This is a genomic window from Lichenibacterium minor, from assembly GCF_004137685.1.
Taxonomy (GTDB): domain Bacteria; phylum Pseudomonadota; class Alphaproteobacteria; order Rhizobiales; family Beijerinckiaceae; genus Lichenihabitans; species Lichenihabitans minor.
On sequence record NZ_QYBB01000022.1, the window covers coordinates 38,143 to 60,882 of the forward strand.

18 protein-coding genes are annotated in these 22,740 nt (G+C 70.6%); 9 read left to right on the forward strand and 9 right to left on the reverse strand.

Annotated features, from left to right (window positions below; translation table 11 throughout):
• Positions 1-777: 777 nt before the first annotated feature.
• A complete protein-coding gene (locus D3273_RS17570; protein WP_129228197.1) occupies positions 778-2,115 on the reverse strand; it encodes a tyrosine-type recombinase/integrase in 1,338 nt (445 codons plus the stop codon).
• A 120-nt stretch (positions 2,116-2,235) separates the two neighbouring features.
• On the opposite strand from D3273_RS17570, the gene D3273_RS17575 reads away from it, so the two are divergent.
• From D3273_RS17575 to D3273_RS17585, 3 genes are read left to right on the forward strand one after another with little or no spacing between them, the layout of a single operon-like run.
• Positions 2,236-2,697 (forward strand): YaiI/YqxD family protein, encoded by a 462-nt coding sequence (locus D3273_RS17575; RefSeq protein ID WP_245501245.1) that lies wholly within the window; start codon positions 2,236-2,238, stop codon positions 2,695-2,697.
• Positions 2,698-2,736: 39 nt separating this feature from the next.
• Positions 2,737-3,318, forward strand: a complete 582-nt coding sequence (locus D3273_RS17580) for a Uma2 family endonuclease (RefSeq protein ID WP_245501246.1) — start codon at positions 2,737-2,739, stop codon at positions 3,316-3,318.
• Positions 3,315-3,980 (forward strand): DUF2268 domain-containing putative Zn-dependent protease, encoded by a 666-nt coding sequence (locus D3273_RS17585; protein ID WP_129228198.1) that lies wholly within the window; start codon positions 3,315-3,317, stop codon positions 3,978-3,980. Before D3273_RS17580 ends, D3273_RS17585 begins: the two co-directional genes overlap by 4 nt.
• On the opposite strand, the gene D3273_RS17590 is transcribed toward D3273_RS17585, so the two are convergent.
• Positions 3,970-4,932, reverse strand: a complete 963-nt coding sequence (locus D3273_RS17590) for a C45 family autoproteolytic acyltransferase/hydrolase (RefSeq protein WP_129228199.1) — start codon at positions 4,930-4,932, stop codon at positions 3,970-3,972. The genes D3273_RS17585 and D3273_RS17590 overlap by 11 nt on opposite strands.
• 318 nt (positions 4,933-5,250) lie before the next feature.
• Positions 5,251-6,252, reverse strand: coding sequence for a glucokinase (locus D3273_RS17595; protein ID WP_165359546.1), 1,002 nt, complete (start codon positions 6,250-6,252; stop codon positions 5,251-5,253).
• Positions 6,253-6,491: 239 nt separating this feature from the next.
• Between D3273_RS17595 and mdh the strand changes: the two genes are divergently transcribed.
• The 6 genes from mdh to D3273_RS17625 all read left to right on the forward strand — a co-directional run bounded on the left by mdh (position 6,492) and on the right by D3273_RS17625 (position 16,502).
• Positions 6,492-7,457 (forward strand): malate dehydrogenase, encoded by a 966-nt coding sequence (mdh, locus tag D3273_RS17600; RefSeq protein WP_129228201.1) that lies wholly within the window; start codon positions 6,492-6,494, stop codon positions 7,455-7,457.
• A 114-nt stretch (positions 7,458-7,571) separates the two neighbouring features.
• Positions 7,572-8,780, forward strand: coding sequence for an ADP-forming succinate--CoA ligase subunit beta (gene sucC, locus D3273_RS17605; RefSeq protein WP_129228202.1), 1,209 nt, complete (start codon positions 7,572-7,574; stop codon positions 8,778-8,780).
• Positions 8,781-8,961: 181 nt separating this feature from the next.
• On the forward strand, positions 8,962-9,849 hold the full coding sequence (gene sucD / locus D3273_RS17610; RefSeq protein WP_129228203.1) for a succinate--CoA ligase subunit alpha: 888 nt from the start codon (positions 8,962-8,964) through the stop codon (positions 9,847-9,849).
• A gap of 126 nt (positions 9,850-9,975) precedes the next feature.
• Positions 9,976-12,981 (forward strand): 2-oxoglutarate dehydrogenase E1 component, encoded by a 3,006-nt coding sequence (locus D3273_RS17615; protein WP_129228204.1) that lies wholly within the window; start codon positions 9,976-9,978, stop codon positions 12,979-12,981.
• 105 nt (positions 12,982-13,086) lie between these two features.
• Positions 13,087-14,730: a 2-oxoglutarate dehydrogenase complex dihydrolipoyllysine-residue succinyltransferase gene (odhB, locus tag D3273_RS17620; RefSeq protein ID WP_129228205.1), complete on the forward strand. Its 1,644-nt coding sequence runs from the start codon at positions 13,087-13,089 to the stop codon at positions 14,728-14,730.
• Positions 14,731-14,909: 179 nt separating this feature from the next.
• Positions 14,910-16,502, forward strand: a complete 1,593-nt coding sequence (locus D3273_RS17625) for an ABC transporter substrate-binding protein (protein ID WP_129228206.1) — start codon at positions 14,910-14,912, stop codon at positions 16,500-16,502.
• Positions 16,503-16,529: 27 nt separating this feature from the next.
• Here D3273_RS17625 and D3273_RS17630 read toward each other — a convergent pair whose 3' ends face one another.
• The 6 genes from D3273_RS17630 to D3273_RS17655 all read right to left on the reverse strand — a co-directional run bounded on the left by D3273_RS17630 (position 16,530) and on the right by D3273_RS17655 (position 22,726).
• Positions 16,530-16,940, reverse strand: coding sequence for a PIN-like domain-containing protein (locus tag D3273_RS17630; RefSeq protein ID WP_129228207.1), 411 nt, complete (start codon positions 16,938-16,940; stop codon positions 16,530-16,532).
• Entirely contained in the window at positions 16,937-17,620 is a 684-nt protein-coding gene (locus D3273_RS17635) for a hypothetical protein (protein ID WP_245501247.1), read from the reverse strand. The genes D3273_RS17630 and D3273_RS17635 overlap by 4 nt, the downstream gene beginning before the upstream one ends.
• A 72-nt stretch (positions 17,621-17,692) precedes the next feature.
• A complete protein-coding gene (locus D3273_RS17640) occupies positions 17,693-18,697 on the reverse strand; it encodes a type 2 periplasmic-binding domain-containing protein (RefSeq protein WP_165359547.1) in 1,005 nt (334 codons plus the stop codon).
• Between the two features lie 8 nt (positions 18,698-18,705).
• Entirely contained in the window at positions 18,706-20,772 is a 2,067-nt protein-coding gene (locus D3273_RS17645; protein ID WP_129228210.1) for a phospholipase C, read from the reverse strand.
• A 132-nt stretch (positions 20,773-20,904) separates the two neighbouring features.
• Positions 20,905-21,183 carry a hypothetical protein gene (locus D3273_RS17650; protein WP_129228211.1) on the reverse strand — a complete coding sequence of 93 codons (279 nt, stop codon included), beginning with the start codon at positions 21,181-21,183 and terminating at the stop codon, positions 20,905-20,907.
• Between the two features lie 124 nt (positions 21,184-21,307).
• The gene (locus tag D3273_RS17655; protein ID WP_129228212.1) at positions 21,308-22,726 is read right to left on the reverse strand and encodes a DEAD/DEAH box helicase family protein; all 1,419 of its coding nucleotides are present in this window, start codon (positions 22,724-22,726) and stop codon (positions 21,308-21,310) included.
• Positions 22,727-22,740 lie beyond the last annotated feature (14 nt).

Below are 22,740 nucleotides of genomic sequence, written 5' to 3' on the forward strand. Positions count from 1 at the left end.
ATCCAAGGGCTTCGTGGGCGGCCATCCCCGTCCAGGCGGGCATCGAGGGGCTCCCCGGAGACTGGACATCGCCTCACCTGACTGTTGGACGACGTCCTCGGCTTCGTCGAGGGCCACGGGATGCCTGCGGGGATCCGGGCAGGGATGGACTCGAGTCCCACGACCCCGCCTTCGATCTGTGGGTAAGGTGTCCTCCGCTGACTCCGCCACAAGAGTGACGGAGCACCAGCTCGGCCTCGGACCGGGCAGCGGCGGATCCGGGGACGGTGACGCCATCGCGCCCTTCATGGACGTCGTTCCCTCGGCCGTGGAGGGCGCGAGAAAATCCGGCGCCGATCCAAAAAAATATGGAAGCCCGGCTCGGTAATTTCCGCCCGCGACGTCACCGGCTCCGATCGCCTGAAAGCGGCTATATCCCCGAGGACGGCTCCGCCTTCGTTTTCGGCGTCGTTTGCCGCAATCGTCCAAGGTCGGGGCTGATTCATCTGTCGAAGGAGCGCTCTTCCGGCGGTGGCACGCCCCGCGCGAGGCCCCTCCAGGCTTCGTGCAGGGCGTGCCGAACGGGATCGGTCCTCCCCGACCCCCGAGCCGCCACGTCCCATCCCAACGAGAGCGTGACGAAGGCCGGAAGAGCGCTCACCGGGTACGCGGCTTGAAATCCCCCGGACCCATGTATCGTATGACGACTTCGGTCCGGCTGGCAACAACGAAGATGTATTTCTGACGAATTTGCCGACTCCATGGGCCAGAGCGGCCGTATCTACTCGAAAATATCTCTTAACTACTTGTCGAAGATCCGGATTTTTTCATCGCGGCGGCCATTGCCTGAGCTACGTTGTCAGCAGCCGCTTTGGCCGGGTCGTGGGCGACGTGGGCGTAGCGTTGGGTCGTCTTCGGATCCTTGTGGCCAAGGAGGGCGCCGATCATGAGCAGGCTGCTGCCGGTCGACGCGCCCACGCTCGCGAACGAGTGCCGGAGGTCATGGATACGCACGCCGGGCAGACCGGCCCTGGCACGGAGGCCTTCCCACGCTTTGGGCAGCCCAACATAAGGTCCATCGCCTCGCGTGCTTGGGAAGACGTACGGATTGCCGTTCAGCTTGGGCATTGCATCGAGAAGGTCGACGGCAGGCGTGCCGAGGGGGATGTCTTTGGCGCCGGTCTTGCTGTCCGCGAGTCGGAGGTAGCCGTGCTTTAGGTCGACGTGCTCCCACTTGAGCCGGAGCACCTCCGACCTCCGCGCTCCGGTGAAGAGGAGGAGGCGGACCGCTCCCGTCGCCATCGGGCTCGCAGCACCCTTCGGAGGCCGAGGGGACGGGCCTTCGTGTCCGGTGGCGATCCACTCCTTCTGCGCCGAGGCGAACTCATTCCAGGCTGTCTCGTCGGCGTCGAGAATTTCCCCGAGGCGCTGTAGCTCCGGCCCGGACAGATATCGAGTGTTCCTCCCGTCTTTGAAGCGCTGGATGCCCTTCACCGGATTGTCGGGCCGCAATCCCTTCTTCACCGCGAAGGTGAAGATGCCGCCGAGCAGGCCGACGGTGCGGGTGGCGGTGCCACGACCACCCTTGACGATCGCACGGCCGTGCTTGCCCGTCTTCTCGTCGACCGCCGTCTTCCCAGCCGCCACCGCGTGGAGGAGGTCTTCGACATCCTTGGCTCGGACGTCCAGTACAAGCCTCTTGCCGAGGAGTGGCTTGATGTGGCGCAGGATGCGGCCTTCGTCCGTGGTGAGCGTGCTGACCTTCTTCGGTGTGTCGAACTTGGTCAGGATCTGACCGGCACGCATCGCGGAAACGTAGAGATCGCAGAGTTCGGCGACCGTCGTTCCCGCCGCCTTCCGATCCCGTTCGGCCTTTTGCGGATCAATCCCACTCCGGACAAGGCCGAGCACGTCAAGCGCTTCCTTGCGCGCGTTCTCAGGGGTCCAGGGGGAGCCGTGCTTGCCGATCGTGTGCCACGTCTGGTGCCCCTCGAAGGCGTATTTGAGAAGGTACGTCTTGGATCCGTCGACGTTCACGCGGAGGCCGAAGCCTTTCGTCGTGATGTCCCAGACGATGTACCGCTTCTCCTTCACCTCGGCATTCTTCACCGCTTGCACGGTCAACTTCACGGCCATACCTATCTCTCCGGGCTACCGCGGGGCTACCATCTGGACAGGTAGGGGTGGCGGTTCGCGGCGGAAAGGGGCGGGGTTAAGCCATTGATTTCTTATGATGACGACGGCTCACGGCGGCCCGTGGCGGTCTACGTCGACGCCGACGCCTGCCCGGTGAAGGCGGAGGTGTACCGCGTCGCCGAGCGGCATGGCGCCCGCGTCTTCGTGGTGTCGAACAGCCCCATGATGGTCCCGCGGGACGCCTTCATCGAGCGCGTGGTGGTGCCGGCCGGCCCGGACGTCGCCGACGACTGGATCGCCGAGCGCGCCACGGCCCGCGACGTGGTGGTGACGGCAGACATCCCTCTGGCCGACCGCTGCGTGAAGCGCGGCGCCGCCGTGCTGGCGCCGAACGGCAAGAGCTTCACCGCCGCCACGATTGGCATGGCGCTGGCGACGCGCGACCTGATGGACGGGTTGCGCGGCTCCGGCGAGGTGACGGGCGGGCCGCGCCCCTTCGGCCCGCGGGATCGCTCGGAGTTCCTCGGCGCGCTCCACCGCGCCATCGACCGCATCAAGCGGGGGCTGCCGCCCGGGCGGTGAACCTTGCTTCCCGTCGACCGCGGCTGTTACGTTTCGGCCATGGCAGATACCACCTCCGCTCCGATGACGGTCGACGCGTTCCTGGCCTGGGCCTTGGAGCAGCCGGGCCGCTACGAGCTGGAGAACGGGCACCCCGTCGCCATGGCGCCCGAGCGCATGGGACACGTCCGCGCGAAGACGGCGGCGTTCAACGCCCTGGATGCGGCGCTCGCGGCGGCGCGGCTTCCATGCCAGGCGCTTCCGGACGGCGCGGCGGTGCGGATCGATGCGGCGACGCTGTACGAGCCCGACGCCCTGGTGTTCTGCGGCGCCGAGCCGCCACACGACGCCCTCGCGATCGTCGCACCCGTCATCGTGGTCGAGGTGCTGTCGCCCAGCACGGGGCGCCGCGATCACCACGAAAAGCTGCTCGGCTATTTCACGGTGCCGACCGTCCACCATTATCTCATCATCGATGCGGAGCGCCGCGTCCTGGTCCACCACGCCCGCCGCGGCGACGAGATCGCGACGCGCATCCTCCACGGCGGCGCGCTCCGCCTCGACCCGCCGGGGCTGGACCTGAGGATCGAGGACCTGTTCGGCGGGTCGTCGGAGATGGACAGAGTCGGGTCGGCGCCATGACGGTCGAGGTCGCCGTCTTCAACGCCGCGAGGCTTCTGCCGCCGCCGCTGGAGGCCGAGATCCGGGCCGGCATCGACGACGCCCTCGCGGCCTTGCGGCAGCATCTCGACGTCGAGGACGCCGGCATCGTCGTGCTCCTCGCCGAGGGCGTGGATGCCGAAACTGGGATGGGCGGCCGCGCCTATGGTCCTGACGCCTGCGAGATCCGCGTCGACGAGGCGAGCCCGGCGCTTCGGGTGGGGACGCGGGTCAACGCCGCTTCGGTCACGGTCCACGAACTCCACCACATCCTGCGGATGCGGCACGGCGTGCCCCGCAGGTTCGCCGATCTCTGCGCCGGCGACGTCATCGTGCTGGAAGGTTTGGCGACCCAGTGCCAGACCTTTCTCGGCTATCCCGATCCGTCCATCGTCAGGGGTATCACGGCCGAGCAGGTCGCCCCCCTGCTGGACAGGATCGCTCCCATCGTCGGCGACCCGAGGGCGGCGTGGGCCTGGATCTACGATCCGAGCGGCCTTCCCGCCGAAGTCCACAAGGCGGTCTACCCCATGGGCCATCACGTCGTCGGGCGCTATCTCGCGCGGCGTGGGCTCACCCCGCTCGAAGCCGTCGGCGTGCCGTGGCGCGAGGTGTGGGACGCCGGCCTGCCCGTCATGGGGTGAGCTCCCCGTAATCGTGGACATACGCGCCGGGCGCGAAGGCGCCGAAGGCCTGTGACCACACCTTGCCGGGCCACACGTAGTCGACCCGTCCCTCGGCCGGCCGGTACACGGCGGTGTAGACGGTCGGGAAGGCGGCGCGGCGCGAATGGAGCGGCGGCTGGAGGAAGCGCTCGACGAGGCGGGGCAGCGTCATGCCGGGCTCGTCCAGCGCGTGCCGCGCCGCCGCGAGGCGCGCCTCGGAACTGGCCGATCCCCGCCGCTCCTGCTGGTTGGCGCAGGCGAGGTCGCGCACGACGGCGGGAGCGCGGTCCGGCCCGAGATACACCGTGGCGTGGTCGCCCGAACGGTCGAGCAGCACCACGTTGTGCGACGCCGCGACCGGGATGCGGGCGAGCGCCGCGGCGGCCTCGTCCACGGTGCGGCAGGTTTCGAGGACGTAGCGGGCCATCAGGATGATGGCGAAGCCTTCGCCGACGGCGACCCTGCCGCCGAGCGCGACGCTGACGGCAAGCCCGTCGGCGTTCAGGCCGTCCGTGACGCCGCCCCAGGGCCGCTGCGCCTTGGCGATGACCTCGCGCCCCATCCAGGCGCTCGAAACGATGCCGGGCGACACGAGGTCGAGCGGATAATCGTAGCTGCGCACCATCGCCGGGCCGCCCGCCCCGAGCCAGAGCGCGTGGGTGCAGCCGTGCGGGGCCGCCGGCGGGCGCCAATGGCTGACGATGCGGTGCGCGCCCTCGTCGTCGCCGAGCATGGAGCAGGCTCGGTCGTAGTGCGGCAGCAGTTCCGGCATGTGCCGCCCGAGCGCGGCCCGGCAAACCGCCGCGGAGGGCGGCGGCCCGCGTCCGTGGTCGCGGTACCAGCGCTCCGCTTCGGCGCGGCCGGCCGCGAACTCGGCGAGCCAGGCGTCGCCGGGCCGCTCCTCGCGCCGCGCGATGAAGGTCTTCTGCATGGTTCCACCCGATCAGCCTCGATCCGGGCCACGAGACCGCGCCGTGGCGTGGCGCGGCCCGTCGTGGCGCGGGGCAGAGCCGAGCCGCTCGTCGATGCGCCGCGCGCCGGGGTTTTCCGATGGGACGCCGAGGTCCGCCGTGCGGCCGTCCCCCATCCTGGGCGACGCGTGAGCGCGGCAGGCCAGGGCCGCCCTGGCAACGAGGACGTCTCGCCCGCAGCCGGACCGCGGGAGCGTCATGTCCCCGGCCCAGCTCGCGGCCGTGGCCCCCGGCCTGTCCTTTTCGATGGATCCGCAGGCATCGCCGGCTTGGCTTCGCTAGCCTGTCCACCCTCGCGCCGCGTAATCCAGCGCGAAGCGGTCCGGGTCCGTCGCCAGCGCCGCCATGCCGCCCAGCACGGAATCGGACTGCACGATGAGCCGCGTCGGGATGCGGCAGGCGAGCCCCGCCACGGGCGCCTTTCTTTCGAAGGCGACACGGAACGCGGCCGGGTCGAGCAGGTCGACGATGCGGGGCAGGATGCCGCCCGCCAGCGTGACGCCGCCCGTGGCCTTGAGCGTCAGGGCGATGTCGCCGGCGAAGCGGGCGACGAGGCGCCAATAATGGCGCACCGTGTCGCCCTCGGGCCCGTCCGGCGCCTCCAGCGCCGTGCCGGTGATGTCGGCGGCGGTGACGCCCGGCGACGAGGGCGCGCCCCGCACCGCCAGCCGCGCCCGGTGCAGCCGCTCCAGCCCCGCGCCCGCCAGCACGGATTCCCCGGTGACGCGGCCCTGCACCTTCTCGAGCAACGGCCAGAGCGCGAAGTCCTCGTCGGTTTCGGGGCCGAAGCCCATGTGGCCGCCCTCGCTCGACAGCGGCACGAAGCGGCCGTCCGCTTCGAGCAGCGCCGCGACGCCGAGCCCGGTGCCGGGGCCGAGGATCACCTGCGTGGCGCCCTCGGGCCGGAGGTCCGGCCCGATCACCTTCACCCAGTCGGGCTTCAGCGCCGGCAGCGACAGCGCCTGCGCCTCGAAGTCGTTGAGGAGCAGCCCGCCGCCGAGGCCGAGCCGCGCCGCGATCTCGGGGCCGTCGAGCACCCAGGGCGCGTTGGTGAGCTTCAAGCGACGCCCCTCGACCGGCCCCGCCCCGCAGGCGATCACCGAGCCGAGCCGGATGCCGTGCCGCTCCACCGTGGCCGCGACGGCCTCGCCGAGGCCCGGGTAATCGCCGACGAGGAGGTGGGTCAGCGGCCGCAGCGGCTCGGCGGGGCCGTCCTGCACGGAGATCCGGCAGTTCGTGCCGCCGACGTCGCAGACCGCGATCGGGAAGGGGAACAGCAAGGCGGGCATCCTCGGGCTGGGGCGGCAGGGAGCGGGTCGGGACCGCGGGGGTGCATCGGCTCGGGCGGGAACGCAAGTCCCGCGCCGCGCGCCGGATCCGATCACAATTCAGGCATGCACGCATCCGTCGCACGCTTGCAACGCAGGGCGATTCGGGGGAAACACACGCCCGACCCTGAGTTCACCTTTATCCGGACGGCGCGGGACCGGGTTGCCTGCGCCCGACAGGAACGTTTCGCATGGCACGCAAGAAGATCGCATTGGTCGGGGCCGGACAGATCGGCGGCACCCTGGCGCTGCTGGCCGGCCTGAAGGAGCTCGGCGACATCGTGCTGTTCGACATCGTCGAGGGCGTCCCCCAGGGCAAGTCTCTCGACATCGCCGAGGCTTCCCCGGTGGAAGGCTTCGACGCGCGCATGGCGGGCGCCAACGACTTCACCGGCATCGCCGGCGCCGACGTGGTGATCGTCACCGCGGGCGTGCCGCGCAAGCCCGGCATGAGCCGCGACGACCTCATCGGCATCAACCTGAAGGTGATGGAGACGGTCGGCGCCGGCATCCGCGACAATTGCCCCGACGCCTTCGTCATCTGCATCACCAACCCGCTCGACGCCATGGTGTGGGCCCTGCAGAAGGCGTCCGGCCTGCCGCACGGCAAGGTCGTCGGCATGGCGGGCGTGCTCGATTCCGCCCGCTTCCGCTACTTCCTCGCGGAAGAGTTCGACGTGTCGGTCGAGGACGTCACCGCCTTCGTGCTCGGCGGCCACGGCGACGACATGGTGCCGCTGATCCGCTACTCGACCGTGGCCGGCATCCCGCTGCCCGACCTCATCAAGATGGGCTGGACCACCCACGAGAAGCTCGACGCCATCGTGGAGCGCACCCGCAAGGGCGGCGGCGAGATCGTCAACCTGCTGAAGACCGGCTCGGCCTTCTACGCCCCGGCGTCCTCGGCCATCGCCATGGCGGAATCCTACCTGCGCGACAAGAAGCGCGTGCTGCCCTGCGCCGCCTACCTCGACGGCGAATACGACGTGAAGGACATGTACGTCGGCGTGCCGGTGGTGATCGGCGAGAAGGGCGTGGAGCGCATCCTCGAGATCGAGATGTCGAAGGACGAGCGCACCATGTTCGCCAAGTCCGTGGACTCGGTGAAGACCCTCATCGAGGCCTGCAAGACGGTGAACCCCGCCTTCGCCAAGTGATCCGAGGCGAAGCGATTCAGGGCGGCGCCCATTCCCCCGCCGGGCCAAGCCCGGCGGGCGGCCCGACCGGCGCCGCCCTTCAGACCGACAACGAACGACGCCAGGACATCCCCCATGAACGTGCATGAATACCAGGCCAAGGCGATCCTGAAGGAGTTCGGGGTGCCGGTGTCGCGCGGGGTGCCGATCATGGCGGCCTCCGAGGCCCGCAAGGCGGCCGAGGAGCTCGGCGGCCCCGTGTGGGTGGTGAAGAGCCAGATCCACGCCGGCGGGCGCGGCAAGGGCAAGTTCAAGGAAGCCACGGCCGGCGACAAGGGCGGCGTCCGCCTCGCCAAGTCGATCGACGAGGTCGAGCAGTTTTCGAAGGAGATGCTCGGCGCCACGCTGGTGACGCTGCAGACCGGCGCCGCCGGCCGCACCGTGGGCCGCCTCTACATCGAGGACGGCGCCGCCATCGACCGCGAGCTGTACCTGTCCGCCCTGGTCGACCGCGCCACCTCGCGCGTGTCCTTCGTGGTGTCGACGGAAGGCGGCATGGACATCGAGACCGTGGCGCACGACACGCCGGAGCGCATCCACACGATCTCGGTCGACCCCGCCACGGGCGTGATGCCCCACCACGGCCGCGCCGCCGCGGATGCGCTGAACCTCAAGGGCGACCTCGCCAAGGGCATGGCCAAGCTGCTGACCCAGCTCTACGCCGCCTTCGTGGCGAAGGACATGGACCTGCTCGAGATCAACCCGCTCATCGTCACCAAGGACGGTCAGCTGAAGGCCCTCGACGCCAAGATGAGCTTCGACGGCAACGCCATGTACCGCCACCCGGACGTGGCGGCGCTGCGCGACGAGGCGGAAGAGGACGCCAAGGAGATCGAGGCCTCGAAGCACGACCTCAACTACATCACGCTCGACGGCACGATCGGCTGCATGGTGAACGGCGCCGGCCTCGCCATGGCGACGATGGACATCATCAAGCTCTACGGCGAAGCGCCGGCGAACTTCCTCGACGTCGGCGGTGGCGCCACGAAGGAGAAGGTGACGGCGGCCTTCAAGATCATCACCGCCGACGAGAACGTGAAGGGCATCCTGGTCAACATCTTCGGCGGCATCATGCGCTGCGACGTCATCGCGGAAGGCGTGATCGCGGCCGTGAAGGACGTCGGCCTGCAGGTGCCGCTGGTGGTGCGGCTCGAAGGCACCAACGTGCAGCTCGGCAAGGACATCATCGCCAGGTCGGGGCTCAACGTCATCGCCGCCGACGACCTCGACGATGCCGCCCAGAAGATCGTCACCGCGGTGCGCGACGCGCGCGGCAAGGCCTGACGCTCCCGACCATCCCCCGCGCGGCGCCGCGGCCCAGACGGGCCCGGCGCCGTCCCGCATCGGGCAGGCCCGGCCTGCCCGTACCGCATCGGGGCAGGCACCGCCTGCCCGTCCCGCCTTCAGGCAGGCTCCGCCTGCCTGTCCCGCATCGAGGCAGGCTCGGCCTGCCGGAGTCCACCCCATGTCCGTCCTGATCGACAAGAACACCAAGGTCCTCTGCCAGGGCTTCACCGGCAAGAACGGCACCTTCCATTCCGAGCAGGCCCTGGCCTATTGCGGCACGCAGGTCGTCGGCGGCACCTCGCCCGGCAAGGGCGGCCAGACCCACATCGGCCTGCCGGTCTTCGACACGGTGGCGGAATGCAAGGCCGCCACCGGCGCCGACGCCTCCGTGATCTACGTGCCGCCGCCGGGCGCCGCCGACGCGATCCTGGAAGCCGTGGCGGCCGAGATCCCGCTCATCGTCTGCATCACCGAGGGCATCCCGGTGGCCGACATGATCAAGGTCAAGCGCGCGCTGTCGGGCTCGAAGTCCCGCCTCATCGGGCCGAACTGCCCGGGCGTGATGACGGCGGGCGAGTGCAAGATCGGCATCATGCCGGGCTCCATCTTCAAGCCGGGCTCGGTGGGCGTCGTGTCGCGCTCGGGCACCCTCACCTACGAGGCGGTGTTCCAGACCACCGTCGAGGGCCTGGGGCAGACCACCGCGGTCGGCATCGGCGGCGACCCCGTCAAGGGCACCGAGTTCATCGACGTGCTGGAGCTGTTCCTCGCCGACCCCAAGACCGAGTCGATCATCATGATCGGCGAGATCGGCGGCTCGGCCGAGGAGGAAGCGGCGCAGTTCCTGGCCGACGAGGCCAAGCGCGGCCGCAAGAAGCCGATGGTCGGCTTCATCGCGGGCCGCACCGCCCCCCCCGGCCGCCGCATGGGCCACGCCGGCGCCATCATCTCGGGCGGCAAAGGCGACGCAGAGAGCAAGATCGCCGCCATGGAGGCCGCGGGCATCCGCGTGTCGCCCTCGCCGGCCCGCCTCGGAAAAACCCTCGTGGACGTCTTGAAGGGCTGAACGGGACCGGGCGCGGGCAGGATGCTACCAAAAGCGCCAGCCCGCGCCCATATCAGATGCAACAGCGCGACAGCTGACGCGACCATCGGGGGCCGCCGCCGGCCGCCACCCAAGGATGCCAACCTCATGTCACAGCGGGACGACGAAGCCCTCCTCGGATCGAGCTTCCTGTCTGGCGCCAATGCCAGCTACCTCGAACAGCTCCAGGCCCGGTACGAGACCGACCCCGGCAGCGTCGACCCCGAATGGCGCAGGTTCTTCGACGGGCTCGACGACCGCGGCGCGGATGCGGCGAAGAGCGTGGAGGGCGCGTCCTGGAAGCGGCCGAACTGGCCCCCGCTCGCCAACGGCGAGATGACCGCCGTGCTCGACGGCAACTGGGGCGCGGCCGAGCCCATCCTGGCCAACAAGATCAAGGCCCGCGCGGAAGCCAAGGCGCCGGACGCAAAGCCCGCCCCCGTCGAGACCAAGCCCGCCGCGGCGCCGCAGCCCGCCGCCATCTCGGACGAGGACCTGCGCCGCGCCACGCGCGACAGCCTGCGCGCCCTGATGATGATCCGCGCCTTCCGCATGCGCGGCCACCTCCACGCCAACCTCGACCCGCTGGGCCTCGAGCCCGAGCGCGAGAAGGAGGAGATCACCCCCGAAGCCTACGGCTTCACGGCGGCCGACTACGACCGGCCCATCTTCATCGACAACGTGCTCGGCCTCGAGACCGCGACGGTGCGCGAGATGCTCGACATCCTGCGCCGCACCTATTGCTCGACCATCGGCTTCGAGTTCATGCACGTCTCGGATCCGGACGAGAAGGCCTGGATGCAGCTCCGCATCGAGGGGCCGGACAAGTCCATCTCCTTCACGCGCGAAGGCAAGCGCGCCATCCTGCAGAAGCTCGTCGAGGCGGAAGGCTTCGAGAAGTTCCTCGACGTGCGCTACACCGGCACCAAGCGCTTCGGCCTCGACGGCGGCGAAGCCATGATCCCGGCGCTGGAACAGATCATCAAGCGCGGCGGCGCCCTCGGCGTGCAGGAGATCGTGCTCGGCATGGCGCATCGCGGGCGCCTCAACGTGCTCAGCCAGGTGATGGGCAAGCCGCACCGCGCCATCTTCAACGAGTTCAAGGGCGGCTCGGCCTCGCCGCAGGAGGTCGAGGGCTCGGGCGACGTCAAGTACCACCTCGGCGCCTCGTCGGACCGCGAGTTCGACGGCAACAAGGTCCACCTGTCGCTGACCGCGAACCCGTCGCACCTCGAGATCGTCGACCCCGTGGTGCTCGGCAAGGTGCGGGCCAAGCAGGACCAGCTCAACGACCAGGTCGAGCGCGAGAAGGTCATGCCGCTGCTGCTGCATGGCGACGCCGCCTTCGCGGGCCAGGGCGTGATCGCGGAATGCTTCGGCCTGTCGGGCCTGAAGGGCCACAAGACGGGCGGCTCGATCCACTTCATCATCAACAACCAGATCGGCTTCACCACCTACCCGCGCTATTCGCGCTCCTCGCCCTACCCGTCCGACGTGGCGAAGATGATCGAGGCGCCGATCTTCCACGTCAACGGCGACGACCCCGAGGCCGTGACCTTCGCCGCCAAGGTCGCGGTGGAGTTCCGCCAGCGCTTCCACAAGCCCGTCGTCATCGACATGTTCTGTTATCGCCGCTTCGGCCACAACGAGGGCGACGAGCCGGGCTTCACCCAGCCCCTGATGTACAAGACCATCCGCGGCCACCGCTCGACGCTGGAACTCTACGCCGAGAAGCTCGTCGCCGAGGGCACCGTCACGGCCGAGGAGGTCGAAGCGCAGAAGGCCGAGTTCCGGGCCAAGCTCGATGCCGAGTTCGAGGCCGGCGCCTCCTACAAGCCCAACAAGGCGGACTGGCTCGACGGCCGCTGGTCGCACCTGAAGCCCGCCGGCACCCAGGAGGACGAGCTCCGCGGCCGCACCGGCGTCGAGATGGCGAAGCTGAAGGAGATCGGCGAGCGCATCACGGCGGTGCCGGAAGGCTTCCAGGTCCACAGGACCATCGGCCGCTTCCTCGACAACCGCCGCAAGATGATCGAGACCGGCGAAGGGCTCGACTGGGCCACCGGCGAAGCGCTGGCCTTCGGCTCGCTGCTCGACGAGGGCAAGCCGGTGCGCCTGTCCGGCCAGGACTCGGAGCGCGGCACCTTCACGCAGCGCCATTCCGTGCTGATCGACCAGGAAACCGAGGCCCGCTACGTCCCGCTGAACAACATCCGCGACGGCCAGGCCAACTACGAGGTCATCAACTCGATGCTCTCGGAAGTGGCGGTGCTGGGCTTCGAATACGGCTACTCGCTGTCCGAGCCGAACGCCCTGACGATGTGGGAAGCGCAGTTCGGCGACTTCGCCAACGGCGCCCAGGTGGTGTTCGACCAGTTCGTGTCGGCCGGCGAGCGCAAGTGGCTGCGCCTGTCGGGCCTCGTCTGCCTGCTGCCGCACGGCTACGAGGGACAGGGCCCGGAGCACAGCTCCGCCCGCCTGGAGCGCTTCCTGCAGATGTGCGCCGAGGACAACATGCAGGTGGCGAACTGCACGACGCCGGCCAACTACTTCCACATCCTGCGCCGGCAGCTGAAGCGCGACATCCGCAAGCCGCTGATCCTGATGACGCCGAAGTCGCTGCTGCGCCACAAGCGCGCCGTGTCGACGCTGGACGAGATGGCGGCGGGCTCGACCTTCCATCGCGTGCTGCGCGACGATGCCGAGCGCTTGGCGGGCGGCCCGAAGCTCGTCGAGGACGCCAAGGTCCGGCGCGTCGTGCTCTGCACCGGCAAGGTGTATTACGACCTCTTCGAGGAGCGCGAGAAGCGCGGCATCGACGACGTGTACCTGCTGCGCGTCGAGCAGCTCTATCCCTTCCCGCTGAAGACGCTGGTGGGCGAGCTGTCGCGGTTCCGCAACGCCGAGGTCGTGTGGTGCCAGGAGGAGCCCAAGAACATGGGATCCTGGAACTTCGTCGACCCCTACCTCGAATGGGTCATGGACCAGGCCAAGATGGAGCGGAAGCGCCCGCGCTACGCCGGCCGCCCGGCCGCCGCCGCCACCGCGACCGGCCTGATGTCGAAGCACCTCGCCCAGCTCAAGGCCTTCATGGACGACGCCTTCGCGGGCTGATAGTCCGCGGGCGAGACAGGATCACAGGCCGCGCCCCGCCGGGAGCGCGGCCGTTCCACGAGATCAAGAGGCGCCACGGCGCCGCACAATCGGGGCAATGCTTCAATGGCGACTGAGATTCGCGTTCCCACCCTCGGCGAATCGGTCAGCGAGGCCACGATCGGCCGCTGGTTCAAGAAGGCGGGCGACACCGTCAAGGCCGACGAGCCCGTGTGCGAGCTCGAGACCGACAAGGTCACCCTGGAAGTCAACGCCCCCGCGGGCGGCGTGCTGAGCGAGATCACCGTCAAGGACGGCGAAACCGTGACGCCCGGCGCCATCCTGGGGCAGATCTCGGCCGCCGGCGCGGCGCCCGCCGCCAAGCCGGCCCCCAAGGCCGAGCAGGCCAAGGCAGAGCAGCCCAAGGCAGAAGCCGCCAAGCCGGGTCCCGCGGCCTCGGCGGTCCAGGGCATCGAGACCGGCGCCGGCTACGGCAACCACTCCGATCCGGCTCCGGCCTCCGCCGGCGGGGCCCCGTCCGAGGCCGGCCGAGGCGGCACCGACATCAAGGTCCCGACGCTGGGCGAGTCCGTCAGCGAAGCCACGGTCGCCAAGTGGTTCAAGAAGCCGGGCGACGCCGTGAAGGCCGACGAGCCGCTGTGCGAGCTCGAAACCGACAAGGTGACGCTGGAAGTCAACGCCCCCACGGCCGGCGTGCTCGCCGCCATCGGCGTCGAGGCCGGCGCCACCGTCACCCCCGGCGCCGTGCTGGGCCAGATCTCGGCCAGCGGGAGCGGCGCCGCGCCCGCCGCGGCGGCACCCGCCCCCGCCTCGAACGGCGCCGCGAAGCCGGGCCCGACCTCCATGCCTCCCGCCCCTTCGGCGGCCAAGATGGCGGCCGAGCGCGGCGTCGACCTCGCCTCCGTGGACGGCTCGGGCAAGCGTGGCCAGGTGCTGAAGGGCGACGTGATCGCCGCCTCGGCCGCGGCGCCCGCCCCCGCGGCGCCCCGCCAGGCCCCCGCGCCCACCCCGGCCGCGGCGCCTCGCCAAGCCCCGCCGCAGGCGGATGCCGCGCGCGAGGAGCGCGTGCGCATGACCAAGCTGCGCCAAACCATCGCGCGCCGCTTGAAGGATGCGCAGAACACCGCCGCCATGCTGACCACCTTCAACGAGGTGGACATGTCGGGCGTGATGGCGCTTCGGGCCAAGTACAAGGACGTCTTCGAGAAGAAGCACGGCGCCAAGCTCGGCTTCATGGGCCTGTTCGTGAAGGCCGTCGTGGGCGCGCTGAAGGAGCTGCCGGCCATCAACGCCGAGATCGACGGCACCGACCTCGTCTACAAGAACTTCTACCACATCGGCATCGCGGTCGGCACCGAGAAGGGCCTCGTCGTGCCGGTGGTGCGGAACGCCGACGAGCTCAGCCTGTCCGACATCGAGAAGACCATCGCGGGCTACGGCAAGAAGGCGCGCGACGGCCAGCTCAAGATGGAGGACATGCAGGGCGGCACGTTCACCATCACCAACGGCGGCATCTACGGTTCGCTGATGTCGACGCCGATCCTCAACGCCCCGCAGTCGGGCATCCTCGGCATGCACAAGATCCAGGATCGGCCGATCGTGGTCGGCGGCAAGGTGGAGGTGCGCCCGATGATGTACCTCGCCCTGTCCTACGACCACCGCATCGTCGACGGCCGCGAAGCCGTGACCTTCCTGGTCCGCGTCAAGGACGCCCTGGAAGACCCGACCCGGCTCATGCTCGACGTTTGACCGACCCTTCGACGTCGAAGCGGAACGGGGGCGTCGCGCATCGTGCGCGGCGCCCTTTTCCGTTCCGGACGGGGCGGCGCGCCGCCCTGCGGGCGAGCCCGGCCCGCGTTCATCCGATCCGCGCCGGGCGGCGCGGGACTTGCGTCAGGGGGCGGCGGGCAGCCGGGAAAGGACAGCTCATGGACGATCCGGTTTCCCCCGCCCGCCGGCCCGCCGCGGCGCGCCCGTCGCGGCGCGAGGTCCTGGGCCGCGGCTTGGCGCTCGGCGCCGGCGCGGCCCTGCCCGGGCTGCTCCCCTGCCCCGCGGCCGCCCAAGCCGAGCCGGTGGGCGGGGGCACGCTGAGGCTCGGGCTGGCCGGCGGCTCCACCACCGACAGCTTCGACCCCCGGGCCTGGGACGATTCGGTGATGATCGACGCGGGCTTCGCGGTCTACAACAACCTCGTCGAGAATAGCGCGGACAACCGCGCCGTCCCCGAGCTGGCGAGCGGCTGGGAATCGAGCGACGGGGCCAGGGTGTGGATCCTGACGCTCCGCAAGGGCGTGCACTTCCGGTCCGGCAAGGAGTTCGACGCCGACGACGCCGTGTATTCGTTGAACCTGCATCGCGGCGCGTCGAACTCGGGCGCGGCCGGGCTGATGAAGCCCGTCACCGAGGTGAGGCGGATCGACCGTTCCACGGTGCGGGTGACGCTGGCGTCGGGCAACGCCGACTTCCCCCTCGTCCTCACCGACTACCACCTCAAGATGGTGCCGTTCGGCTTCACCGATTGGGCGCGGCCGGACGGCACCGGCGCCTTCGCGCTCGACGCCTTCGAGCCCGGCGTGCGGGTGGCGCTGAAGAAGGAAGGCCCCTACTGGAAGCCGGATCGCGGCCACCTCGACGCCGTCGAGATCACGGTCATCAACGACACCAGCGCGCGCATGAACGCGCTGATCACGGGCCAGGTCGACGCCATCAACCGCGCCGACACCAAGACGGTCACCCGCATCGAGAAGAGCCCGACGCTGGAGATCGTCCGCGCTGCGGGCGGCTGGTATCCCGTGATGGCGATGAACGGCGACCGGCCACCCTACGACGACCTCGATCTCCGCCGGGCGATGAAATACGCGGTCGACCGCGAGCAGATGATCAAGGTGCTGTTCTCGGGCTACGGTTCCCTCGGCAACGACAACCCGATCCCGCGCAGCGACCCCTATTGGAACGGACAGCTCGACCAGCTCCGGTACGATCCCGACAGGGCCCGCTTCCATTTCAGGAAGGCCGGCATCGCGGACCCGAAGATCGTGCTGCAGACGTCGGACGGCGTGTTCGGCGGCTCCACCGAGATGGCGGCGCTGATGCAGGGCTCGGCCGCGCGATGCGACATCCCGATCGCGGTGAAACAGGAGCCCGCCGACGGATACTTCTCCAACGTGTGGCTGAAGGGCCCCTTCGTGGTCAGCTACTGGGGCGGTCGCCCGTCGGCCACCCAAACGCTGGACGTCGCCTACCAGAGCGGCGCGCCCTGGAACGAGTCCCGCTGGAACAGCCCGAGCTTCGACCGGCTGCTCGCCCTCGCCCAGGCCGAGGTCGACGACGGCAGGCGCCGCCAATACATCTGGGACATGCAGGCCATGCTGACGGCGGACAGCGGCACGCTGATCCCCTGCTTCCGCGACTGGCTCGACGCCCACAACCGGAAGGTCGGCGGCCACACGCCCCATTCCGGCTTCGACATGGACAACGGCCGCATCTGCGAGAAAGCCTGGATCAAGGCGGAGAAGGGGTGACGCCGGCGCCGATGCCGGGTCATGCCGTCAGAGCGACAGGGCGCGCAGCGGGCTCGAACGCCCGCCCGGGAGCTCGAACAGGAAGGGCGGAGCCGCCGGCCCGACGAGGGCTTCGACGTCCGGCCACCGCCGCAGCAGCAGCGACGCCTGCGCGTCGACCTCGAGGGCCTGGAAGGCACCCGCCAAGAGGATGCCCCCCAGGCCGGCCTGCCGGAACGCGAAACGTCGGATGGGGACGCGCTGCAAGCGGAGATCCCCCGTGACGAGCGTCCAGGCCAGGCCCGTGCCGCGCAGGTGCTCGATCCAGGCGATGTCGGACGGGTGTCGCCCGCACGGCAGGTCCCCGACGTGGACCGCTCGACCGCCCGATGGCGACAGGTGCCCATCGAGGGTCGCGGCGAGCCGCGGCGGCGTGCCGTGATCGAAGACGACGTTCAAGCGGCCTTCCGCTCGTCCATGACGCCCTGGAAGGCCAGGGCCCGTGCGACGGCGCGCGGCGGCACGTTCCAGGCCCGGGCCGCGCCCTCGACGGATCGTTCGGCGCGGACCGCCCGCACCAGGGCGTCGACCGGGATGGACGTTTCGGCCTCGATCGGTCGACCGAAGGACCGTGCGGGATCCACCAGCACCCACCGCGACCGGCCGAGGGGCCACCAGAGCGCGGGGCGTCCCGTGTCGTCGAGGTCGACGTGCCGGAGGCTCCGCTCGACCACGTCGCGGAAGGCGTATTGCCGGCTGAACAGGTCGATCAGCGCGGCCTCGCCGTCGTGCTTCGCCACCTGCAGGAAGATCGAGCGTCCGTCCGTCCGGAACGCCCGCGTCGACAGGGGATGGTCCTCGCCGACGGCGTCGCGGGCGAGCACGATGGCTTGGCGGAGGCGGAAGGGCGGGAGCCCCTGGGCGATGAACGACGCTGCCACGCGGACCTCCATCAGGTCGCGGAAGCCGAGGCCGATGTCGCCGTCGAGAACGATCTGCGGCCGCCACAGCGGCTCGTGACGCTTGCCGTTGGCGACATGCCCGCGCAGCCAGCGCGCGATCTTGCCGGGCGCGACCCCGAGGAGGAGCCCGGCCTCCCCCGGCGTGTAGAGGCCCATCCCGATCAGGCTCGCGTCCATCCGGGCACCGCTCCTCCGCACCGCCTCAGTGATGGGGCGGGCGCCGGGGGGCGGTCAAGCGGGGCGGTGCCGTCAAGGCGACGCCGGCACCACCATCACGCCCGCCGGCCAGGGCTGGTTCGGCCCTGGGGGCAGCTTCAGGTCGGAACCGTCGCCGAGGTTCCTGGCCCAAAGCTCGGTGTAGGTGCCGGTCGCCGCGACGACGTGCCCGTACCATCCGTCGGGGAAGCCGAGCGGCGCCGCGGCCCGCGCCAGCGGTTCCGCCCCGGCGCCGGAGAAGCCGGAGCGCGGCGCGGAGCCCAGGACCAGGGCCTGCAGCACCCAACCCGCCATGGCGGTCCAGCGGCCGTCCTCAATGCCGGTCGCGAGGTAGACGGGGTCGAGCGCCAGCGGGGCGTCGAGGAGGCGGCTCTTCAGCCCGTGCACGCCGCCGTCCTGCCGGACCTCGGCGAGAAAGGTGGCGTCGCCCGCCACGGCGGTGCAGCGGCCGACGTTGTAGGCGTCGCGCAGCTCGACGTCCTCGCCGAAGCCGAGCCGCTTCACGGCGACGCGGTCGCGCTCGAGCGCGCCTTCGAGCGCGCGCTGGGCCCCCGTGCCGATCATGAAGCAGACCGACGCCCCCGCGAGGTCGGCGACGGAGCGCACCGACGACGCTTCCGGCACCATGACGGACTCGGTCTCGACGAAGGCCGGCGCCCCGAGGGCGACGCGGTCGGCGAGCCGCTCGGACGCGAGCGTGCCGCCCGTCAGGAACAGCACGTCGAGCCTGCCGTCGCGGGCCGCGGCGAAGTCCGCGACCGAGTCGATCACCGTGAAGGTGGACCTGCCCCCCGGCCCCAGCACCGCGACCGCGACCGCGCGGCACAGGTCGACCGCGAGGCCGTGCGCGGAGGCTTTGTTCGGGCCGGCTCCGGGCTCGCCGGCCTCGGCGAAGCCCGGCCGCTCCTCGGCGCCGCAGGACACCGCGCCCGACGCCCTCACCCGGTCGAGCACGGGGCCGGCCGCGGCGGGGAACACCACGGCCGCCGACAGCACGGCGGCGGAGGCCAGGAGGCCGGCCCGCCCGAGCGGCCGCACCCTCGGCCTCACCTGTTGTAGGCCGGGAAGGTGATCGGCAGCGTGTTGAACCCGTCCGGCACGGAGGACGAGATCCCCTGGCGCCTGTCTTCCGGCACGACGCCGATCGCCTGGCAGCCCTTGCCGTCGTAATGCGGCAGGTGGTTCACCACGGCGTCAGGGATGGTGGCGTAGGAGCCCGGCAGCGGCGGCAGCTCGCCCGTCAGGCGCTTGGGCTCGAAGGCGGACAGGAGGTCGTCGGTTTCGGGCGTGTTGATGTCGCGCGGGCCGAGGTGGTGCTGCACGAAGCCGTTCGGCCCGTTGAACTTGGCGTCCTCGCCGGCGATCAGCGCAGCGGCCTCGTCGGGCAGCGACGCCAGCGGCGGTAGGTCGTAGATGGCGTTCAGCGTTTCGATCACGGCGTTGTGGTCGCCCTCCGCGCGCGACACCGCATGGGCGCGGGCGTAGGGCGACACCACGATCATCGGCACGCGGATGCCGCGCGCCAGCGGCAGCCCGTCGGGCCCGTAGCTGAGGATGCGGGGGGCGACGTGGTCGAAGAACCCGTCCGATTCGTCGTAGGTGACGATGATGGCGGACTGGTTCCAGATGGCCGGGTCGGCCGCGACCGCGTTGATCACCCGCGCCGCCATGCCTTCCGAGATCTGGCGGTCGGAATAGCCGGGATGGTCGTCGTCGCCCCGCTTGTTGGACGCGATCGTGGCCCGCTCCATCGGGGTGAGACCGGCGGGGTTCGGGTAGTTCGAGTTCTGGATCGGCGGGCTTTCGCCCGAGATCGCCGAGAAGCCGCCGCGGATGTAGAACACCCCGCCGTCCATCGGCAGCTTGCCGCCTTTCATGTCGGAGAAGAAGTCGCCCAGGCCCTTCATGTTCTTGTTCATGTCGGGGTTGTTGGCGAGGTAGCCGAAGTATTGCGGGCCCTGGTGGTGGCTGACGTAGCTGTCGTGGGTGGTGTCGCCCGCGGGGTCGGTCGGCTCGTGGTCGTAGCCCTCCTGGTACCAGCGCCAGGACACGGGCGCGCCGCCGCGCGACGCGATGAAGGGGATGTCCTTCTGGATGTCGGGCAGGTCGAAGTCGGGGTTGTAGTCGTTCGAGGTCACGCGCGCGGCGTTGCGGCCCGCCATGGTGAGCGGCACGGTCGCGTAGGTCTGGTTCGCGGCGATGTTGGAGTTCTTGTAGCCGTCGCGCGGGCCGGCGGGCTGGCGCCCGGCCGCCGTCGTGTCGAACTGCGAGCCGTAGAAGGGCTGCGGGTCGTTGACCAGCGGCACGCCCTGGGTCGTGCCCTTGTTCTCGCCGTTCGCGTAAGCCTTGCCCTCGCTGCCGTGCTTCACCCACTGCGTTTCGCCCGCCTGGCCGGCGATCATCGCGATGGCGTTGGGGGTCGAGGGCGTGTCCTCGGTGGCGAAGATGTTGTCGAAGATCGTGAAGCGGTTGGCGTAGTTCCAGAAGAACGGGATCGTGTCGCAGTCCATGTAGGACATCACGAGGTCGGCGTAGTCCTTCGCCATGCTGGCGCTCCTGGCGCCGCCGGAGGCGACGAAGCGGCCGTATTCCGTCGCCGCGAAGCCGTCCATCTTCGCGACCCCGTCGGGGCCGACGTCGATCTTCTTGGCGAGGCCCTTGTGGCTGTGGTCGACGCTGTCGGTGAAGGTCGCGTTCTGCTCGGGCCCGATGCGGAACGGCCGGGCGGTGCGGTCCTGGCCCTGCCAGTCCTTGTAGCGCTGCACGAAGCCGGGGGTGGCTTCGGCGGAGCGGGGCTTCGTGCCGTCCGAGTACAGCCCGTCCACACCCGGCAGCGTGCCGTATTCGTTGTCGAAGGAATGGTTCTCGTTGAACACCACGAAGACGTAGCGCACCTTCTTTCGCAGCGCCGCCACGAGGTCGTCGCGCGACATGGTCGAGCTCGCGGGGTCGACCACGTAGGGCTTCACGGCGTCGGACGGGTCGGGCTGGAGGTGGACCAGCGTCGACGGCGAAGGGGCGGGCTGCGCCGCGGGAGCGGTCTGGGCGGACGCGACGCCCGGCATGGCTCCGACGATGGAGGCCGCGAGCACGGACCGCACGACGAATCTCATCCCGGCATCTCCCCGATGGTCAAGCGCCGCGATCCTAGCGCGCGGCGCGTGACGGTGCCATGACGGCTTCCGGGATCGAAGGGCCTCCGGCCCCCCGCGCGGGTCCGGGGCGCGCAGCCCCGTTTCGGCTCCTCAGTGCGGGCAGGCCTTGTCGAGCTCGGCGGCGAGGTCGAAGCCGGCGAACAGCGTGCCCGGCTTGAACTTGAAGCTCGGCTTCAGCGCGATCGGGCCGGCGGCGGGCTGCAGCGTCATGGGCCGGACGGCGTTCCAGGAGCCGTCGGCGTTGCGGTGGAAGGCCGCGCAGGACATGTCGTAGACGTCCTTGGTGCCGTCCGCCGCCGGAGGGGCGGCCTGCGCGAAGGCGAGCGACGGGAGGGCGAGGAGGGCGGCGGCGAGGGTCAGGCTCTTCATGGGTGTGTCCGAATCGGGTTTCGCTGGCCCGCCTTATGGCGCGACTCGCGCGCGATTTCCACGGGTCGCCCGTCACGCGCGGGCCCTCGGCATCGAAGCTCCGCCCGGGGCGGAGCCGCACCCCCTACCCCGTGGCCCCGTAGATCCGCATCACGATGTCGTCGATGGCGGCGGTGTCGTCGCCCGCCATGCCGTCCATGGCGGCCATGCGGCCCACCACGGTTGAAGCGATGCGCTCCTCCACGGTCTCCTCGGCGTAGAGATAGTGGATCACCGCCTTCTCGCCGTCGCGGTGGCAGCGCCCCTCGATCTGGCCGAGCTGGATGGCGCTGTGGCGCATGTCGTGGACCAGCAGCGCGCGCGTCCGCTCCCCGCCCGTCATCTCGTTCGCGTGCAGCGAGATCGATTCCGTCACGGTGAACACGATCGCGTCGAGCGCGCCGGTCTGGAAGGCGACGCGCGCCGCCTCGTTGGCGTCGGCGGTCTGCCGCCCGTCGATGGCGCCGACGCGCCAGCCCCGCCCCCGCAAGGCGTCGGCGAGCATCGACGCCGTCTCGAGATAGGCCACCGAGACCGCCACCGCCTGCCCCCCGTCGAGCAGCGCTTCGGCGGCGTCGGCGGTGCCGGGGATGCGCAGCAGGCTCGCCTTCTGGCGGAAGCGCAGGTCGGCGGCCCAGCCCACGGGACGGCGCGTCGAGCCGCCGAGCAGGCCGAGCTCGCGGCGGAAGTCGCGCCAGGTGGCGTCGTAGAGGCGGCGCTCGGCGGGGGTCAGCGCCGTGGGGCTGAGGTCCCGCTGGACTTCGGGCCAGCCCGCGACCTCCTCGGGGCGGCGTCGGAGCCCGACCGCGTCCGGGCCGCGGTAGAGCAGCGCCGCCATCGCGGCGCGGTCGCGGTCGTTGGGCGCCCAGCGCCAGTTCGTCCAGCGCCCCTTGGCGCCGCCGACGCCCAGGCGCCGCATCAGTTCGCGGTAGCCGGCGAGCGTCGGGGGCGGCGCGTCGGGGCCGTGGGCGAGCAGGCGCCCCAGATAGCTGAGCTCGTGCGGCGACTGGCCGGCCGTGGCGCTGAGGTAGACGGTGAAGTCGGCGGCGTCGGCCACCTGGCGGCAGGCCATGCTCTGCTGGCTGTAGGGATTGCGCAGGCGGTGGCTCTCGTCGAACACCACGAGCGGCCAGACGCGCTTCGGCCGGCCCTCGCGGGCCAGTTCGTTGTTCACCGCGCGGGCGGATTTCCGCGTGGTCTTCTCCGGCAGGGCGAGCAGCGCCTTCGAGCGCTCGTAGTTGGTGAGCGTCACGGTCTTCGGCGCGAGGCCGGAGCGCGCGATGGTCCGCCGCCACTGCGGCAGCGCGCCCTTCGGCGCCACGATCAGCACCTCTGATTCCGGCATGGCGGCGATCGCCGACCACACCGACAGCGTTTTGCCGAGGCCGGTCAGGTCGCCGAGCAGGAAGCCGGGCTTCCCGGCGGCCCTGGCGGCCAGGATGGCGTCGCGCGCCGCGACCTGGTGGGGGCGCGGGACGAGGAGGTCTGCGGTGTCGGGGGTCAAATTGGCGGGTCGCG

Excerpts from the sequence above, each read along its gene's own strand:
- D3273_RS17570 (WP_129228197.1), bottom strand. The coding sequence starts at position 2,115 with ATGGCCGTGAAGTTGACCGTGCAAGCGGTGAAGAATGCCGAGGTGAAG.
- D3273_RS17580 (WP_245501246.1), top strand. The coding sequence starts at position 2,737 with ATGGCAGATACCACCTCCGCTCCGATGACGGTCGACGCGTTCCTGGCC.
- D3273_RS17585 (WP_129228198.1), top strand. The coding sequence starts at position 3,315 with ATGACGGTCGAGGTCGCCGTCTTCAACGCCGCGAGGCTTCTGCCGCCG.
- D3273_RS17590 (WP_129228199.1), bottom strand. The coding sequence starts at position 4,932 with ATGCAGAAGACCTTCATCGCGCGGCGCGAGGAGCGGCCCGGCGACGCC.
- mdh (WP_129228201.1), top strand. The coding sequence starts at position 6,492 with ATGGCACGCAAGAAGATCGCATTGGTCGGGGCCGGACAGATCGGCGGC.
- sucC (WP_129228202.1), top strand. The coding sequence starts at position 7,572 with ATGAACGTGCATGAATACCAGGCCAAGGCGATCCTGAAGGAGTTCGGG.
- sucD (WP_129228203.1), top strand. The coding sequence starts at position 8,962 with ATGTCCGTCCTGATCGACAAGAACACCAAGGTCCTCTGCCAGGGCTTC.
- D3273_RS17615 (WP_129228204.1), top strand. The coding sequence starts at position 9,976 with ATGTCACAGCGGGACGACGAAGCCCTCCTCGGATCGAGCTTCCTGTCT.
- odhB (WP_129228205.1), top strand. The coding sequence starts at position 13,087 with ATGGCGACTGAGATTCGCGTTCCCACCCTCGGCGAATCGGTCAGCGAG.
- D3273_RS17625 (WP_129228206.1), top strand. The coding sequence starts at position 14,910 with ATGGACGATCCGGTTTCCCCCGCCCGCCGGCCCGCCGCGGCGCGCCCG.
- D3273_RS17635 (WP_245501247.1), bottom strand. The coding sequence starts at position 17,620 with ATGGACGCGAGCCTGATCGGGATGGGCCTCTACACGCCGGGGGAGGCC.
- D3273_RS17645 (WP_129228210.1), bottom strand. The coding sequence starts at position 20,772 with ATGAGATTCGTCGTGCGGTCCGTGCTCGCGGCCTCCATCGTCGGAGCC.
- D3273_RS17650 (WP_129228211.1), bottom strand. The coding sequence starts at position 21,183 with ATGAAGAGCCTGACCCTCGCCGCCGCCCTCCTCGCCCTCCCGTCGCTC.